18 protein-coding genes are annotated in these 15375 nt (G+C 69.4%); 12 read left to right on the top strand and 6 right to left on the bottom strand.

All coding sequences use genetic code 11. The features are described from left to right. Positions 1 to 110 precede the first annotated feature (110 nt). From AB0B28_RS00650 to thrS, 3 genes are all read left to right on the top strand, one after another. A complete protein-coding gene (locus tag AB0B28_RS00650; RefSeq protein WP_360114145.1) occupies positions 111 to 1103 on the top strand; it encodes an NAD(P)/FAD-dependent oxidoreductase in 993 nt (330 codons plus the stop codon). A gap of 101 nt (positions 1104 to 1204) precedes the next feature. After that, positions 1205 to 2170: an NAD(P)H-quinone oxidoreductase gene (locus tag AB0B28_RS00655; protein ID WP_360114148.1), complete on the top strand. Its 966-nt coding sequence runs from the start codon at positions 1205 to 1207 to the stop codon at positions 2168 to 2170. Between the two features lie 390 nt (positions 2171 to 2560). Then, a complete protein-coding gene (gene thrS, locus AB0B28_RS00660) occupies positions 2561 to 4591 on the top strand; it encodes a threonine--tRNA ligase (RefSeq protein WP_360114151.1) in 2031 nt (676 codons plus the stop codon). Between the two features lie 66 nt (positions 4592 to 4657). Here the strand turns inward: thrS and AB0B28_RS00665 are convergent, their stop codons facing one another. Both AB0B28_RS00665 and AB0B28_RS00670 read right to left on the bottom strand, forming a co-directional pair. Next, complete coding sequence (locus tag AB0B28_RS00665) at positions 4658 to 5095, bottom strand: PIN domain-containing protein (protein ID WP_360114154.1); 438 nt, start codon at positions 5093 to 5095, stop codon at positions 4658 to 4660. Next, positions 5092 to 5349 (bottom strand): CopG family transcriptional regulator, encoded by a 258-nt coding sequence (locus AB0B28_RS00670; protein ID WP_360114157.1) that lies wholly within the window; start codon positions 5347 to 5349, stop codon positions 5092 to 5094. The genes AB0B28_RS00665 and AB0B28_RS00670 overlap by 4 nt, the downstream gene beginning before the upstream one ends. Before the next feature lie 73 nt (positions 5350 to 5422). Here AB0B28_RS00670 and AB0B28_RS00675 point away from each other — a divergent pair, with 73 nt between their 5' ends. The 6 genes from AB0B28_RS00675 (at position 5423) to pdxS (ending at position 10334) form a co-directional block, all read left to right on the top strand. After that, positions 5423 to 5962 (top strand): HIT domain-containing protein, encoded by a 540-nt coding sequence (locus AB0B28_RS00675; RefSeq protein ID WP_360114160.1) that lies wholly within the window; start codon positions 5423 to 5425, stop codon positions 5960 to 5962. A gap of 120 nt (positions 5963 to 6082) precedes the next feature. After that, positions 6083 to 6712, top strand: a complete 630-nt coding sequence (gene pgsA, locus AB0B28_RS00680; protein WP_360114163.1) for a phosphatidylinositol phosphate synthase — start codon at positions 6083 to 6085, stop codon at positions 6710 to 6712. Continuing rightward, complete coding sequence (locus AB0B28_RS00685) at positions 6705 to 7607, top strand: phosphatidylinositol mannoside acyltransferase (protein WP_360114166.1); 903 nt, start codon at positions 6705 to 6707, stop codon at positions 7605 to 7607. The genes pgsA and AB0B28_RS00685 overlap by 8 nt, the downstream gene beginning before the upstream one ends. 10 nt (positions 7608 to 7617) lie before the next feature. Beyond that, the gene (locus tag AB0B28_RS00690) at positions 7618 to 8733 is read left to right on the top strand and encodes a glycosyltransferase family 4 protein (protein ID WP_360114830.1); all 1116 of its coding nucleotides are present in this window, start codon (positions 7618 to 7620) and stop codon (positions 8731 to 8733) included. A 50-nt stretch (positions 8734 to 8783) separates the two neighbouring features. Continuing rightward, positions 8784 to 9263, top strand: a complete 480-nt coding sequence (locus tag AB0B28_RS00695) for a hypothetical protein (RefSeq protein WP_360114169.1) — start codon at positions 8784 to 8786, stop codon at positions 9261 to 9263. Between the two features lie 150 nt (positions 9264 to 9413). After that, positions 9414 to 10334, top strand: a complete 921-nt coding sequence (gene pdxS / locus AB0B28_RS00700) for a pyridoxal 5'-phosphate synthase lyase subunit PdxS (protein ID WP_360114172.1) — start codon at positions 9414 to 9416, stop codon at positions 10332 to 10334. A gap of 52 nt (positions 10335 to 10386) precedes the next feature. On the opposite strand, the gene AB0B28_RS00705 is transcribed toward pdxS, so the two are convergent. Next, positions 10387 to 10794 (bottom strand): SSI family serine proteinase inhibitor, encoded by a 408-nt coding sequence (locus tag AB0B28_RS00705; RefSeq protein ID WP_360114175.1) that lies wholly within the window; start codon positions 10792 to 10794, stop codon positions 10387 to 10389. A gap of 61 nt (positions 10795 to 10855) precedes the next feature. Between AB0B28_RS00705 and AB0B28_RS00710 the strand changes: the two genes are divergently transcribed. After that, complete coding sequence (locus AB0B28_RS00710; RefSeq protein WP_360114178.1) at positions 10856 to 11149, top strand: hypothetical protein; 294 nt, start codon at positions 10856 to 10858, stop codon at positions 11147 to 11149. A gap of 4 nt (positions 11150 to 11153) precedes the next feature. Here AB0B28_RS00710 and AB0B28_RS00715 read toward each other — a convergent pair whose 3' ends face one another. Beyond that, the gene (locus tag AB0B28_RS00715) at positions 11154 to 11708 is read right to left on the bottom strand and encodes a hypothetical protein (protein WP_360114181.1); all 555 of its coding nucleotides are present in this window, start codon (positions 11706 to 11708) and stop codon (positions 11154 to 11156) included. A gap of 30 nt (positions 11709 to 11738) precedes the next feature. Further along, on the bottom strand, positions 11739 to 12149 hold the full coding sequence (locus AB0B28_RS00720) for a hypothetical protein (RefSeq protein WP_360114184.1): 411 nt from the start codon (positions 12147 to 12149) through the stop codon (positions 11739 to 11741). Positions 12150 to 12328: 179 nt separating this feature from the next. On the opposite strand from AB0B28_RS00720, the gene pdxT reads away from it, so the two are divergent. Continuing rightward, positions 12329 to 12964 carry a pyridoxal 5'-phosphate synthase glutaminase subunit PdxT gene (pdxT, locus tag AB0B28_RS00725; RefSeq protein WP_360114187.1) on the top strand — a complete coding sequence of 212 codons (636 nt, stop codon included), beginning with the start codon at positions 12329 to 12331 and terminating at the stop codon, positions 12962 to 12964. Between the two features lie 20 nt (positions 12965 to 12984). Then, positions 12985 to 13746, top strand: coding sequence for a YebC/PmpR family DNA-binding transcriptional regulator (locus AB0B28_RS00730; protein ID WP_360114190.1), 762 nt, complete (start codon positions 12985 to 12987; stop codon positions 13744 to 13746). 182 nt (positions 13747 to 13928) lie between these two features. Here AB0B28_RS00730 and AB0B28_RS00735 read toward each other — a convergent pair whose 3' ends face one another. Continuing rightward, positions 13929 to 15176: a multidrug effflux MFS transporter gene (locus AB0B28_RS00735; RefSeq protein ID WP_360114193.1), complete on the bottom strand. Its 1248-nt coding sequence runs from the start codon at positions 15174 to 15176 to the stop codon at positions 13929 to 13931. Between the last annotated feature and the right edge of the window lie 199 nt (positions 15177 to 15375).

Here is a 15375-nt window from a genome sequence, read left to right on the forward strand (position 1 = left end):
GCCAGCCCAGCGCCCCCGCGGCCGCGAACGCCGTCCGCGAAGCCCCCATCGGACCCTCCGGATCGCTACGATGTGACCACCAGCACGCGCAACCGAGTCGGTGACCGCCCTTGCACGACCTCACAGTGGACCTCGCGATCGTCGGCGCCGGACCGACCGGCCTCTTCGCCGCCTACTACGCGGGCTTCCGTGGCCTCTCCACCGCCGTGATCGACGCGCTTCCCGAAGCGGGCGGCCAGATCACGGCCATGTACCCCGAGAAGCAGATCCTCGACGTGGCCGGGTTCCCCTCCATCAAGGGCCGCGACCTGGTCGACAACCTCCTGCGCCAGGCCGCGCCCTTCTCTCCGGACTACCTGCTCGGCCGCCAGGCCCGCCGCCTCGACTACGAGGACGGCGAACCGGTCCTCGAACTGGTCTCGACCGCGGGCCCCGAGGACGCGAGGCGCCTGCGCGCCAAGGCCGTGATCATCACCGGCGGTCTCGGCAGCTTCGCGCCCCGCCCGCTCCCGGCCGCAGCGGACTTCCACGGCGCGGGCATCGTCTACTTCGTCCCCGAGCTCGCCGCCCACGCGGGCCAGGACGTGGTGATCGTCGGCGGCGGCGACTCCGCGTTCGACTGGGCGCTGGCCCTGCACGGCATCGCCCGCAGCACCGTGATCGTGCACCGCCGCGAGAAGTTCCGCGCCCACGCCTCCACGGTGGATCGCGTGCGTGGCCTCGGCGTCCCGATCCTCGTCAACGCGCAGGTCACCGCCATTCACGGCACCGAGCGCGTGACCGGCGTGCAGCTCGCGGTGAAAGACGAAGGGCCGCGCCTGCTCCCGGCCGACGCCATCGTGGCCGCGCTCGGGTTCACCGCCGACCTCGGGCCCTTGGGGGAGTGGGGACTCGACCTCGACCACCGCTGCATCGCCGTCGACTCCACACTGGCCACGAACCTCCTGCGGATCTACGCCGCGGGCGACATCGCCACCTACCCGGGCAAGGTCCGCCTCATCGCGACCGGCTTCGGCGAGGCCGCCACCGCGGTCAACAACGCCGCCGTGGCCATCGACCCCGACGCGAAGCTCTTCCCCGGGCATTCGAGCGAGCAACCCTGATCCGTTGCGGCGCAACGAAACTGAATATCCATCATCGTCTGGATGTGACTTACCGACGGGTATGTCGCTTCGGCCTCCGGCGACAGTCCTAATATGCGGGGATGCTCGCCATGACCGTCGCCGACGGCAACCTCACCGCCGCCCAGGTGCCCGAACCCTCGCCCGGCCCCGATGAAGTCCTCATCGAGGTCGCCGCGGCCGGCGTCAACCGCGCCGACCTCCTCCAAGTCGCCGGCCACTACCCCAGCCCGCCCGGAGCGCCAGCCTGGCCCGGCCTGGAGGTCTCCGGCACCATCGTCAACGTCGGCTCGGACGACAACGCCGCCCTCCTGAACGCCGAGGTCTGCGCGCTCCTGCCCGGCGGCGGCTACGCCCAGTACGTCGCCGTGGACGCCGGACTCGTGCTCCCCAAGCCCGAGAACGTCGACCTGGTCGATGCCGCCGGGCTCCCCGAAGTCGCCGCCACCGTCCACTCCAACCTCGGCTACCTCCTCAGTGAGGACTCAGACCGCAAGCGCCGCGTGCTCGTCCACGGCGGCGCCGGCGGCATCGGCACCTTCGCGATCCAGTTCGCCAGCAAGCTCGCCGGAGCCGAGACCTGGACCACGGCACGCTCCGAGGCCGCGAAGCGGCTCGAAGGCCTCGGCGCCGACCGCGTGATCGACTACCGCTCCGAGGACTTCGCCGCGCTCGCGATGGAGGCGGGCGGGGCGGACGCGATCCTCGACGTCATCGGGGCCGCCTACTTCGAGCCGAACCTCAAGGCCCTGGCCCAGGACGGGCGATTGGCGATCATCGGCCTCCAGCAGGGGACCGCCGCGCAGATCCACCTCGGCGGCCTGCTCGCCAAGCGCGCCACCATCACCGGCACCACGCTGCGGGCCCGCCCGCTCGACCAGCGCCGCCAGATCATCGCCGACCTCTTCACACGCGTGTGGCCCGCCCTCGACACCGGCGAGATCGCCCCGGTCGTCACCACGCGCCTCCCACTCGCCGAAGCGGCCGAGGCCCACCGCCTCATGGCGGCCGGAGGCCACGTCGGCAAGATCGTCCTGACCGCCAAATAGCGAGCGAAGGTCGTGATCGGACCGTCGTCACAGGACCGACCGGGTCGCTTCCCGAGGGCGCTGTCGTACCCCTCGGGCATCGTTGATTCGGGGGCGCCTGCGAATGTCCGTTTTACGAAGAACCGCCGAGACACGCCCGCCGCATCGCGGCGGGCGCGTCTACTTCTCGCAGCAGCCGTGGCAGCAGTCCTGCCCGCCGCACTTGCACGCCTCGTCGTTGCAGCAGTTGCAGCACTCGTCGCTCATGTCCGCTCACCTCCGGCCCCGACGGTAGCCGCCGATCCGGCCCCGGCGCACGCCTCACCCTCGCTAATGGGCTCGATCGGGCGGCGCGGCGGCGACTACCATTGACCCGAACGTTCAAGCACCGGCATCGGCCGGCTCACGCGAATGAGGAGAACCGTGGCTTCCGCAGCACCGAACAACAGTCCAGGCGTCGTCGAACCCCTCTGGGTGACGGCTGGCACTACCGGTGCCGACGCGGTGGCCGAAGCCGGCCTGCCCGTCAGCGGACCGAACGCGATCGTGGTCGTGCGCGACGCCGAAGGGCAGTTGCGCGACCTGTCGTGGGCCCCCGAGTCCGACGCGAAGGTCGAACCGGTGCCGCTGAACAGCCCTGACGGGCTCAACGTGATGCGCCACTCGGCCGCGCACGTCATGGCCCAGGCCGTCCAGGAGCTCCACGAGGCCAAGCTCGGGATCGGCCCGCCGATCACCGACGGGTTCTACTACGACTTCGACGTGGCCGAGCCGTTCAACCCCGACGACCTCAAGGCCGTCGAGAAGCGCATGCTCCAGATCATCAAGCAGGGGCAGACCTTCCACCGCCGCAAGTACGCCTCGCTCGACGAGGCCCGTGCCGAGCTCGCGAACGAGCCGTACAAGCTCGAACTCATCGAGACCAAGGGCGAGGGCACCGACGCCGACGAGATCATGGAGGTCGGCGGCGGCGAGCTCACCGCCTACGACAACCACGACCGCACCGGCCAGAAGGTCTGGGGCGACCTGTGCCGCGGCCCGCACCTGCCTTCCACCAAGCTCATCGGCGCGGTCAAGCTCATGCGCTCGGCCGCCGCGTACTGGATGGGCTCGGAGAAGAACCCGCAGCTCCAGCGCATCTACGGCACCGCCTGGCCCACCGTCGCGGAACAGAAGGACTACCTCGCGCGCCTGGCCGAGGCCGAGAAGCGCGACCATCGCAAGCTCGGGGCGGCGCTCGACCTGTTCTCGTTCCCCGACGAGCTCGGCTCCGGGCTCGCGGTGTTCCACCCCAAGGGCGGGATCATCCGGTACGAGATGGAGTCCTACCTGCGCGAGCGCCAGAAGCGGGCCGGATACGAGCTGGTCAACACCCCGCACATCTCCAAGGAGAACCTGTTCCACACCTCGGGGCACCTGCCGCACTACGGCGACGGCATGTTCCCGCCCATGGAGTTCGAGGGCGCGAACTACTACCTCAAGGCCATGAACTGCCCGATGCACAACCTGATCTTCCAGTCGAGGGGGCGCTCCTACCGCGAGCTGCCGCTGCGCCTGTCTGAGTTCGGGTCGGTGTACCGGTACGAGAAGTCCGGCGTGGTCCACGGCCTGACCCGCGTCCGCGGCATGACCCAGGACGACGCGCACATCTACTGCACCCAGGAGCAGGCGCCCGGCGAGATCAAGAGCCTCCTGGAGTTCGTGCTCCAGCTACTGCGCGACTACGGGCTCAACGACTTCTACCTGGAGCTGTCGACCAAGGGCGACTCCGACAAGTTCATCGGCGACGACGAGCAGTGGGCCACCGCGACCGCGACCCTGCGCGAGGTCGCCGAGGCCTCCGGGCTCGACCTGGTGCCCGACCCGGGCGGCGCGGCCTTCTACGGCCCGAAGATCTCCGTCCAGGCCAAGGACGCGATCGGCCGCACCTGGCAGATGTCGACCATCCAGCTCGACTTCAACCAGCCCGCCCGCTTCGGTCTGGAGTACTCGGCCGCCGACGGCACCCGCAAGCAGCCGGTCATGATCCACCGGGCCCTGTTCGGTTCGATCGAGCGCTTCTTCGGCGTGCTCACCGAGCACTACGCGGGCGCCTTCCCGGCCTGGCTCGCCCCGGTGCAGGCCGTGGGCATCCCGGTCCGCGACGAGAACGCCGACTACCTGGAGTCCTTCTTCGGCCGCCTGCGCGACGCGGGGATCCGCGCCGAAGTCGACCACTCCGACGACCGCATGCAGAAGAAGGTCCGCAACGCCCAGCTCCAGAAGATCCCCTTCATGGTGATCGCCGGAGACGACGACCAGAACGCCGGCACGGTCTCCTTCCGCTACAGGGACGGCTCCCAACGCAACGGCGTAGCCGCAGACGAGGCCCTGGCCCACGTCCTCGACTTCGTCCAATCGAGGGTCAACGAAGGCCCCTCAGCCGCGACCGAAGCGGCCTAGGACAAGCGAGACGCCGATGGGGGCGGACCAGCGACGCTGGTCCGCCCCCAACGGCGTTCGATCGGTTCAGGCGAGATCGAACGGCAGGATCTCGAAGTGATCGAACGCGGGAGTCAACGGCTTCACCGCGCGGAAGTCGCTCTGATCGAGCGTGAAAATTCGGTTCGTGCGGTACTTGGCAGCGAGCGCGACCCCGATGGTGTCGGCGAGGTCGAGGCGCAGACTCGCGTATTTGCTCCGCACTTCATCGGCCACAACGAAATCCTCGGGAGTTATCTGGGCGAGTTGGTGCGTCCCCTCCAAGAAATCCCGAATAAGGTCCCTGGAGACCTTGACGGACAAGTCGTGCCCGAAGTCCCTGCGGAGCAGATGATCAAGCTCGGTCATGACCAGCGGGGAGATGTACAGCATCTCGGACTGGAGGATCTCGGCGGTTGCCTCGAAGTGCGAGTCATTGGGATCGATGGACGCTACCAGTGCGGAGGTGTCCGCGACGATGATCATCGCTTCGACACCCGACGTTTGATGCTTTCGTAGATCGCGTCATCCATCTCCTCCAGCGTCATCGCTCGGCGCTGTCCGCTGGGAAGGAGGGTGTAAGACCGACGGCGGCGGGGTTTCCGGTTCTTGAGATCCTCGCGCACTGCGCGCTCCAGGGTCTGCCTCATGTACTCGGCCTTGGAGACACCGAGGGAGCGGGCCACCGCCTCGATCTCAGGTCCGAGTGTTTCGGGAAGATACAGCGTAGTCTTCTGCATAGCACCTATGGTACCACCTACTCCCGGTTCTTTCCGGTAACGCGCCCGCGGCGCGGTGGCCTAGGATCGGGGCGTGGACGAACGCGAGGGCGTCGGGGTCGCCGACGGGTATGAGCGGTTGTGGACCCCCCACCGCATGTCGTATATCCAAGGCGAGGGCAAGCCGACCGGCGACGACGCCGACGTGGAGGGCTGCCCCTTCTGCGAGATCCCCAAGCTCGCCGACGAGGACGGGAACATCGTCGTACGCGGGGCCGACATGTACGTCGTGCTCAACAAGTACCCCTACAACTCCGGGCACCTCATGGTCGTTCCGTTCCGGCACGTCCCCGACTACACCGACCTCGACGCCGCCGAGGTCGCCGAGATGGGCGCCCTCACCCAGAAGGCCATGACCGTGCTCCGCTCCGCGATGGGCGCGCACGGCTTCAACATCGGCATGAACCAGGGCCAGGTCGCCGGAGCCGGGATCGCCGGGCACCTCCACCAGCACATCGTGCCCCGCTGGGGCGGCGACGCGAACTTCATGCCCATCATCGGCCGCACCAAGACCCTCCCGCAACTCCTGTCCGACACCCGCGACGAACTCGCGGCCGCATGGGAGCGGGTGTGACCGGCCGGGCACTATTAGAGTCAAGGGTGTGCCCTTCCCCCGCCTTCCGGCGTGCTCGGAGGGACGCCGCACCCATCCGCCCGAACACCCATCCGGGCGACGCCGAGAAACCAGGAGATCATGGCGAAGTTCCTTCGGACCTCCGGCCGAGCGGGCGTACGCCGGTACGTCGACGCCGTCGCGAGGGCCCTCATCCGCGTCGGCGTCTCCGCCAACGCCGTCACCGTCGCCGGCACCGCGATCGTCGTGGCCGCCTCCCTGACCCTGCTCTCGCAGGGCCACCTGCTCGCCGGGCTCATCGTGGTGGGCCTGTCCGTGCTCACCGACATGCTCGACGGCGCGATCGCCCGCGTCAAGGGCACCACCAGCCGCTTCGGCGCACTCCTCGACTCCACCTGCGACCGCGTCGCCGACGGCGCGATGCTCGCCGGACTCGGCTACTGGCTGCTCACCGAGGACCGCTTCCTCGGTTGCGCGCTGGCCCTGTCCGCGCTCATCGCCTCCCAGGTCGTCTCCTACATCAAGGCCCGCACCGAGAGCCTCGGCGGCGAGTGCAACGTGGGGATCGCCGAGCGCCCCGAACGCCTGATCATCGCCGGGCTCGCCGTCCTCGCCGAGGTCTTCACCGTGCCCTGGGCCATGGAGGTCGGCATGGGCCTGTTGGCCCTGCTCGCCACCATCACCGTCGTCCAGCGGCTCATCGCCGCGCACGCCTCGCTCGCGGCCGCGGAGGAGCACGTCGATGCATGAACGCCTCACCGAGCTGGCCTACCTGGCCGCCTGGCGCGGCGTGCGGCTCCTCCCGGAGTCGGCCGCCTACGCGCTCAGCCGCCGCTTCGCCGACCGCGCCGTGAGGAAGAACGGCCGCGGCGTGCAGCAGCTGCGCCGCAACCTCACCCGCGTCGTAGGGACCGAGCCCGACGACGCGCTCATGCGCGCCTCGATGCGCTCGTACGCCCGTTATTGGGTCGAGGCCTTCCGCCTCCCGTCCATGAGCACCGCGACCATCGCGAGCAAGTTCGAGATGCACGGCTACGAGCCCGTCCACGAACGCGCCCAACAGGGCCTGGGCTCGATCGTGGCCCTGCCGCACTGCGGGAACTGGGACTTCGCCGGGGCCTGGGTCCCCCAGATCGCAGGCGACCCGCTCACCACCGTCGCCGAGCGCCTCAAGCCCGAAGGCGTGTTCCGGCGCTTCCTGGAGTTCCGCGAATCGCTTGGCATGCGCATCATCCCGACCTCCGGCGGCGACCGCAATCCCCAAGCGGCCCTAGGCGAAGCACTCGACGACGGCCACGTGGTCGCCCTGGTCGCCGACCGCGACCTCGCCAAGGGCGGCACCGAGGTCGAGTTCTTCGGCGAGTCCACCACGTTCCCCTCCGGTCCGGCGCTCCTGGCCATCCGCAACCGCGTCGAGCTGTTCACCGCGAACATCCACTACGAGCACGACCGCGCCGTCTGCCACATCACCGGCCCGGTCGACACCGGCACCGGGCCCTTGCGGGACCGCGTCGCGCTCACCACGCAGCGCGTGGCCTCGGCCTTCGAGGCCGGCATCCGCGCCCACCCGGCCGACTGGCACATGCTCCAGCGGTTCTGGACCGCCGACTTCGAGCGGACCCGGGCCCCCGAGCGGTCGGCCTGACATGGGCGACCTGCGGATCGGGATCGTCAGCCCGTACTCGTTCGACGTCCCCGGCGGCGTCCAGTTCCACATCCGCGACCTGGCCGAGACCCTCATCGACGCCGGTCACGACGTGTCCGTGCTGGCCCCCGCCACCGAGACCGAAGGTCTGCCCGACTTCGTCGTCCCCGGCGGCAAGGCTGTCGCCGTGCCCTACAACGGGTCCATCGCCCGCCTCGCGTTCGGCCCCCGCTCGGCCGCCCGCGTGCGCAAATGGTGCAACGAAGGCCGCTTCGACGTCATCCACGTGCACGAACCGCTCACCCCGAGCCTCTCGTGCCTCGCCGTCCTCAACGCCCGCTGCCCCGTGGTGGCCACCTTCCACACCGCGATGACCCGCTCCCGGATGCTCGCCGCGGGCAAGCACATGGCCCAACTGGTCCTGGAGAACCTCTCCGCGCGCATCGCCGTCAGCCCCTACGCCCGCAAAGTCCAGGTCGAGCACCTCGGCGGCGGCGCCGTCGAGATCCCCAACGGCGTCCCCGTGGCCTTCTACCGCAAGGCCGCCCCACTCGCCGACAAACCCGACGGCCCCACGATCGGCTTCATGGGCCGCTACTCGGAAGCCCGCAAAGGCTTCCCGATCCTCCGCGAGGCCTTTGCCCGCCTCGCCGCCGACCGCCCCGACCTGCACCTCCTCGTCGTCGGTCGCGGCGACCCCGAGGCCGCCGTGGCCGGACTCGACCCGGGCGTCGCCTCGCGCATCCGCTTCCTCGGCGCCGTCTCCGACGAGGAGAAGGCCTCCATGCTCGCCGGTGTCGACCTCTACGTCGCCCCCAACACCGGCGGCGAGTCCTTCGGCATGATCCTCACCGAGGCCATGGCCGCCGGGACCTGCGTCCTGGCCAGCGACATCGAGGCGTTCAGCGCCGTCCTCGACGACGGCGCCGCTGGAGAGCTCTTCGCCGTGGGCGACGCCGACGACCTCGCCGCCAAGGCCGCCCTCCTGCTCGACCACGAGGACCTGCGCGCCGCCTACGTCGACCACGCGAACGAATGGGTCAAACGCTTCGACTGGCCCGAGGTCGCCGCCCGCCTCCTGGAGGTCTACCGGGCCGCCATCGAGGCGGGCACCGAGCACCACTGACGCCCCCGCCCGGGCACTCCAGGCCCCCGTATGCCCGTACGATGATCCGGATGTGGTGGTTGGCTGTGCTCGTGGGGATCGTCGCCGTCCTCGGCGCGTACGCGACGTGGACGGTCACCCGCGTCGAACGCCTCCATCGCCGCGCCCGCGCCGCCGAGAGCGCCCTCCTGGCCAAACTCGACGACCGCGCCGAGACCGTCCTGCGCTTCGTCGGCAACCCCGGCTTCGAAGAGGTCGTGGCCCTCGCCCTCTCGGTCGTGGCCGTCCCCGCCGACACCCAGCGCCAGAGGGAGCTGCGCGAATACGCCGAGAACGACCTCACCCACGCCCTGCGCGAACTCGCCGCCGACCCGGTGTGGACCGAGGACCTCGACTCGGCCAACCGCCGCGTCGCGCTCGCCCGCCAGATTCACACCGACTTCGTGCGCGACGCCGTGGCCTCCCGTTCCCTGCCCGTCTCGGTTATCCTGCGCCTGCACCACCGCCTCCCGCGCCCGGCGTACTGGGACATCGACGACCCGGTGCAGTGACGAGGCGGCACCGGTTTGTATCAAGGGGCTTGTGAGACCGGTCGCGGCGTAGAATCGGCCAGGTCAGATCACCCCTGTTCGGGCCTTGCGCCCGTCCACGGCCGCGCCCGCCCACCGCGGGTCGGCCGAGACCGCGACGTACTACCTCAGATGGAGCCCGTGATCGTGTCAGAGACCCAGAAGACCGAGGCCGAGGTCGGGACCGCCCGCGTCAAGCGCGGCATGGCCGACATGCTGAAAGGCGGCGTCATCATGGACGTCGTCACCCCCGAGCAGGCGAAGATCGCCGAGGACGCCGGGGCCGTCGCGGTCATGGCGCTCGAACGCGTCCCCGCCGACATCCGCGCCGAGGGCGGCGTCTCGCGCATGTCCGACCCCGACATGATCGACGGCATCATCGAGGCCGTGTCGATCCCGGTCATGGCCAAGGCCCGCATCGGCCACTTCACCGAGGCCGCGGTCCTGGAGTCCCTCGGCGTCGACTACGTCGACGAGTCCGAGGTCCTCACCCCCGCCGACGAGGCCAACCACATCGACAAGTGGCAGTACAACGTGCCGTTCGTGTGCGGCGCGACCAACCTCGGCGAGGCCCTGCGCCGCATCGCCGAAGGCGCGGCCATGATCCGCTCCAAGGGCGAGGCCGGCACCGGCAACGTGGTCGAGGCCACCCGCCACATGCGCCAGATCCGCCAGGACATCGGCCGCCTCACCACCCTCGACTCGACCGAGCTCTACGCGGCCGCCAAGGAACTGCGCGCCCCCTACGAACTCGTCGCCGAGGTCGCCCGGCTCGGCAAGCTCCCGGTGGTGCTCTTCACCGCCGGCGGCATCGCCACCCCCGCCGACGCCGCGATGATGATGCAGCTCGGCGCCGAAGGCGTGTTCGTCGGCTCGGGCATCTTCAAGTCCGGCGACCCGGCCAAGCGCGCCGCCGCGATCGTCAAGGCCACCGCCTTCCACGACGACCCGAAGGTCATCGCCGAAGTCTCCCGCGGCCTCGGCGAGGCCATGGTCGGCCTCAACGTCGACACGCTCCCCGAGGAGCAGAAGCTCGCCAAGCGCGGCTGGTAGACACCGAGAAGGGCCCGGACGCATCGTGTCCGGGCCCTTCGTCGCGTTCGGATCAGGAGTAGTCGAAGACCGCCCCGGTCGCGTTCAAGCCCATGCAGTGGTTTCCGAACTCGCGCTCGTAGTGCACGAGGCGCCCGTCCCAGAACCCGAAGGCCCGCAGCGTGACCGGGTCGTACTGCTTGGTGCAGAACCCGTCCCCGGCCGCCAGAGCGTCGAAGTCCCCGCCCGCCTCGGCGAGCTGCCCGCAGGCCTCCAGGCCCCGGTCGTGGCCGATCCCCGACGGGCACAGCAGCGCGGCCGAATCTACCGAGCCGTCCCCGTGCTCGACCTCCAGGTGAACGATCCCCTGGCCGCCGAACCCGGGTTCGACCGGGACCGGCTTCGCTTGGGCGGGTGTGGAACCCAGTGCTACGAGTGCGGCGGCGCCCACAATGGCCGCGCCTGCGGCGAACTGCTTCATGCAGCCGATCCTAAGGACCCGAAGGGGCCCGATCAGGCTCCGACACACCTAGGCTGAACGCATGAACGCGAGCGATCTCGACCAGTACCCCACCGCCGACCTCCAGCACCGCGCCTTCGCGCTGGCGCGCGGGCGCCGCGACTGGCGGTTCTTCATCGACCTGTTCCGGCACACCCCGACCGCGCTCGAAGCGGAGGACCTCGACCCCGACGTGGCCGAGATCGGGGTGGCGATCGACGACCTCACCGGGATGTGGCGCGAGGCCACGAAGGGGGAGTGGGGCGCGGCCGAGCCGCTGGCGCGGGCGGCCTTCATCGACTACATCCTCAAATACGGCCAGGACGCCGAGGAGTGAGGCCTCAGGCCTTCTCGGCCTTGGTGTAGCTCTGGTTGAGCCAGAACCTGATCTCCGAGGAGAACAGCCACCACAGGGCCAGCACCGCGCCGAGCACCCACGGGGCCACCAGCAGGCCGAGCTGCACCGACATGAGCATGCCGACCACGAACAGGATCGCCACCGAGGCGACGGCCCACCAGCGCGTGGACTTGATCCGGGTCTTGAACCGGATGATGCACATCGCCGCGATGATCGCGGCGATGATGACGATCCCCGCGGCCACCAGGTTCGACACCAGGAAGTTCGTGCTCTGGTAGACCGCGTACGCCTCGTCGGCGGCCTTGCCGGGGTCGTCGAACCGCTCGTCGCCGGAGAACAGTTCGAACAGGTCCGCGCGGCTGGCGTTGCGCTGCGTGAGCGTCCCCCACACCAGGATGTTGCCCGCGAGCACGGCGCTGACCACCACGACCCACATCGCGACCTGCAAGCGGAACAGCTTGCGGGGCTTCGCGTCGGGGTCCGGTTCGTCTGCGGAAGCCGGACCTCTGTCGGGGCCGAAGTTCGGTTGCGGGAGCATGGCGGGCCTCTCAGGCGGGGGATCGGCCGCCTAGTGGTTGAACCACCGGCGGGCGAAGCGTTCGGTAAGCGTTCCCAAGATGATAATCGGCACGATGGCGAGGCCGAGGCACAGCGCCCAGTAGAGCCCGCCGGTGAACAGCAGCCACCCCAGTCCCGCCAGGGCGGCGACCTGCACGAGCAGGACCAGGACCCACAGGATGCGCCACTGGAAGCGCAGCAGGATCGAGGCGAGGACCAAGAACAGCGCGAGGCCGCCGAGTCCGACCGCGGCGCGGTAGACGTCGTGCTCGGCGGCGGGCGGCACGAAGTCGCGTTCGGTGTGGTGCAGCAGCACGATGAGGCCGCCGGTGGCCAGCGCGATGGCCGCTTCGAGCCACATCGTGTTGCGTCCGGCGCGGACGGCGCGGGGCATCGGGTTCCGCTTCGAGGTCTTGGCCATCTGTACTTACTCCCGGGCAGTCAAGGGGTGTTGCTTCGATCGCAGACTTTAACGGATCCCCGCCTCCCGGCCGTGTTCGGTCCGGTTCCGGTCACAGGCCGATCGGCCAGGTAGGCGGGCCGCTGCGACGGAATTACCCTTGAGTGACCCGACACTTTCACTTTCTTTGGAGTTCTCTGATGCCAGTGCCCCAGATCGGCGTGCTCGCGCTGCAAGGCGACGTGGTCGACCACATGCGCGCCCTGGAGGCCGCCGGAGCCCGCGCGGTGCCGGTGCGCCGTGCCTCGGAGCTGGATGCGGTCGACGGCCTGGTGATCCCCGGCGGCGAGTCCACCACGATGAGCAAGCTCCTGGACGTGTTCGACCTGTTCGAGCCGGTGCGAAAGCGCCTCGACGCGGGGATGCCCGCGTTCGGGTCCTGCGCGGGCATGATCCTCCTGGCCGAGGAGGTGCTCGACGGGCGGCCCGACCAGCGCTCGTTCGGGGTGATTCCGATGACGGTGCGCCGCAACGCGTTCGGTCGCCAGGTGGATTCGTTCGAGACCGAGATCGGGCTCGACGGGGTGGCCGGGGGCCCGTTCCGGGCCGTGTTCATCCGGGCCCCGTGGGTCGAGCGGATCGGCGAGGGCGTGGCGGTCCTGGGTCGGGTCGACAGCGGTGGCGGTTCGGGCGAGGGGCCGGGCGGTAGGATCGTCGCCGTACGTGCGGGCGCCTGCCTGGCCACCTCCTTCCACCCGGAGGTGACCGCAGATGCGCGGGTGCACGAGTACTTCGTGGAGATGGTCCGAGGCGCAGAAGCCGGACCGGTCGAGTAAGAGGAACGAGGAACGCCGGTATGAGCGGTCACTCCAAGTGGGCGACGACCAAGCACAAGAAGGCCGCGATCGACGCCAAGCGAGGCAAGATCTTCGCGAAGCTGATCAAGAACATCGAGGTCGCGGCCCGTACCGGTGGTCCTGACCCGGCGGGCAACCCGACGCTCTTCGACGCGATCCAGAAGGCCAAGAAGAGCTCGGTCCCCAACGACAACATCGACCGCGCGGTCAAGCGCGGCGGCGGCCTCGATGGCGGCGGCGTCGACTACGAGACCCTCATGTACGAAGGCTACGCACCCGGCGGCGTGGCGGTGCTCATCGAGTGCCTGACCGACAACCGCAACCGCGCCGCTGCCGAGGTCCGGGTGGCGCTCACCCGCAACGGCGGCTCGCTCGGCGAGGCGGGCAGCGTCGGCTACATGTTCTCCCGCAAGGGCACGATCATCGTGTCCCCGAACGCGGAGCTGACCGAGGACGACATCCTCATGGCGGTCCTCGACGCCGGAGCCGACGAGGTCAACGACCTCGGCGAAGGCGGCTTCGAGGTCCTGTGCGAACCCACGGACTTGGTCGCGGTCCGCACCGCGTTGCAGGACGCCGGGATCGACTACGACTCGGCGGAAGCGGGCTTCCAGGCCTCGACCCACATCGAGGTCGACGTGGAAGGCGCGCGGAAGGTCCTGAGGGTTGTGGACGCGCTGGAAGACAGCGACGAGGTCCAAAATGTTTGGACAAATGCGGACATAAGCGACGAAATCTTCGCGAAGCTCGACGAAGAGTAAGACCAGCGAAAAGGGCTCGGAGCGTATTACGCTCCGAGCCCTTCGCTTTGTGGTGGACGGACAGCCCCGCGGTAGCGGGGAGCAAACAGCGTCGGAGATCTCCGCCTTCGTCCATACCGGCTCATCCCCACGTGAGTGGGGAACAGGTCGCCGACATGTAGAACGACTCGTGCGCCGGATGGTTACGCGACGGGCTGGGGTGACTTGCGGTACACCACGATCGTCCACACGATCGCCGCCGCCGTCGCCGCGGCGTTGACGCCCACGCCCAAGGTCATGTTCGCGAGCGTCACGCCGCCGATGGTCGCCAGCGCGGGAAGGATCCCGCCCGCCGCCATCTGCACCGAGCCCATGAACGCCGAAGCCGTGCCCGCGATTTGGGGCGGCTGCGAGGACATCGCCGCCGCGCCCGCGTTCGGGAACACGACGCCACAGCCGAGCATCATCGTGCAGATCCCGGCCGGGACCGTCCACAGGTTCGCCGCGTCGGCGAACTGCACCCCGGCGAGCCAGGCCACCCCGGCCAGCGAGATCGCCATGCCGACGATCATGCGCCGCTCCGGGGTCGACCGGTTGATCGCGAGCATGTTCGCCTGGTTGCCCACCAGCAGCGCCAGCGTGCCCACCGCGAAGATCAGCGAGTAGAACCCAGGGGAGGCCCCGAGTTCGTTCTGCGAGATGAAGCTGAACGTCGACACGTACGTGAACAGCATTGCGAAGTTCAAGATGACCGCGATCGTGGGTGCCATGAAGTGCGCGTCGCGCACCAGTGTCGACAGCGCGGACCCGAACTCGCGCGCGGTCATCGACCGGCGCTCCTCGGCCGGGAGGCTTTCGGGCAGGAACTTCCACACCAGGAACGTCGACAGCGCCGACAGGAACGCCATGAAGAAGAAGATCAACGGCCAGGGACCGAGCCGGATGAGCTGCGCGCCGACGACCGGGCCGAGCATCGGGGCCAGCATCGTCACGAACATCATCTTGGCGGTGAAGCGGGTCATGTCGTCGCCAGCGAAGTGGTCGCGGATGACCGCGCGGGCCACCACGACGCCCGCCGCGCCCGACAGGCCCTGCACGAAGCGCAGGGCGATGAGCAGGTCGGCGCTGGTCGCGACCGCGCACAGGATCGAGACCACGGTGAACGTGGCCATGCCCAGCAGCAGCGGCTTGCGGCGTCCGAAGCGGTCGGAGAGCGGGCCGACGACGGCCTGGCCGATCGCGAGGCCGACCATCATCGCGGTGAGCGTGAGCTGGATGCGGCTCTCGGGGGTGCCGAGCGCGTCGGCCATCGCGGGGAAGGCCGGAAGGTAGACGTCGATGGCGATCGGAGCGGTCGCCGAAAGGGCGCCGAGCACGAAGACCATCGTGGCGATGAATCGGCGGGAGTGGCCGTCGGCGGCCACGGGCGGCATGAATGCAGCAGCAGACACAGTGAGTCCAACCAGAGAATTGCGGAGAGTACGGCGGGAGGCCGGGACCGCTTCGCCTCGTTCGCCGATGATGGGAGTCGACAGCGGTGCCTTCGGCCGTGCTCTACGTAACCATGCGACTAGCCGACCGGCAAGTGATTTATGGGCAAGGACACCAGTCCGATCTCAGGCACCGGACAGGCGGCGCGGGCGCCGCTTG

Source organism: Glycomyces sp. NPDC046736, from assembly GCF_040645615.1.
Lineage (GTDB): Bacteria > Actinomycetota > Actinomycetes > Mycobacteriales > Micromonosporaceae > Glycomyces.

Excerpts from the sequence above, each read along its gene's own strand:
- AB0B28_RS00685 (WP_360114166.1), top strand. The coding sequence starts at position 6,705 with ATGCATGAACGCCTCACCGAGCTGGCCTACCTGGCCGCCTGGCGCGGC.
- pgsA (WP_360114163.1), top strand. The coding sequence starts at position 6,083 with ATGGCGAAGTTCCTTCGGACCTCCGGCCGAGCGGGCGTACGCCGGTAC.
- AB0B28_RS00695 (WP_360114169.1), top strand. The coding sequence starts at position 8,784 with ATGTGGTGGTTGGCTGTGCTCGTGGGGATCGTCGCCGTCCTCGGCGCG.
- pdxT (WP_360114187.1), top strand. The coding sequence starts at position 12,329 with ATGCCAGTGCCCCAGATCGGCGTGCTCGCGCTGCAAGGCGACGTGGTC.
- AB0B28_RS00720 (WP_360114184.1), bottom strand. The coding sequence starts at position 12,149 with ATGGCCAAGACCTCGAAGCGGAACCCGATGCCCCGCGCCGTCCGCGCC.
- thrS (WP_360114151.1), top strand. The coding sequence starts at position 2,561 with ATGAGGAGAACCGTGGCTTCCGCAGCACCGAACAACAGTCCAGGCGTC.
- AB0B28_RS00730 (WP_360114190.1), top strand. The coding sequence starts at position 12,985 with ATGAGCGGTCACTCCAAGTGGGCGACGACCAAGCACAAGAAGGCCGCG.
- AB0B28_RS00670 (WP_360114157.1), bottom strand. The coding sequence starts at position 5,349 with ATGCAGAAGACTACGCTGTATCTTCCCGAAACACTCGGACCTGAGATC.
- AB0B28_RS00665 (WP_360114154.1), bottom strand. The coding sequence starts at position 5,095 with ATGATCATCGTCGCGGACACCTCCGCACTGGTAGCGTCCATCGATCCC.
- AB0B28_RS00705 (WP_360114175.1), bottom strand. The coding sequence starts at position 10,794 with ATGAAGCAGTTCGCCGCAGGCGCGGCCATTGTGGGCGCCGCCGCACTC.
- AB0B28_RS00710 (WP_360114178.1), top strand. The coding sequence starts at position 10,856 with ATGAACGCGAGCGATCTCGACCAGTACCCCACCGCCGACCTCCAGCAC.
- AB0B28_RS00655 (WP_360114148.1), top strand. The coding sequence starts at position 1,205 with ATGCTCGCCATGACCGTCGCCGACGGCAACCTCACCGCCGCCCAGGTG.
- pdxS (WP_360114172.1), top strand. The coding sequence starts at position 9,414 with ATGGAGCCCGTGATCGTGTCAGAGACCCAGAAGACCGAGGCCGAGGTC.
- AB0B28_RS00715 (WP_360114181.1), bottom strand. The coding sequence starts at position 11,708 with ATGCTCCCGCAACCGAACTTCGGCCCCGACAGAGGTCCGGCTTCCGCA.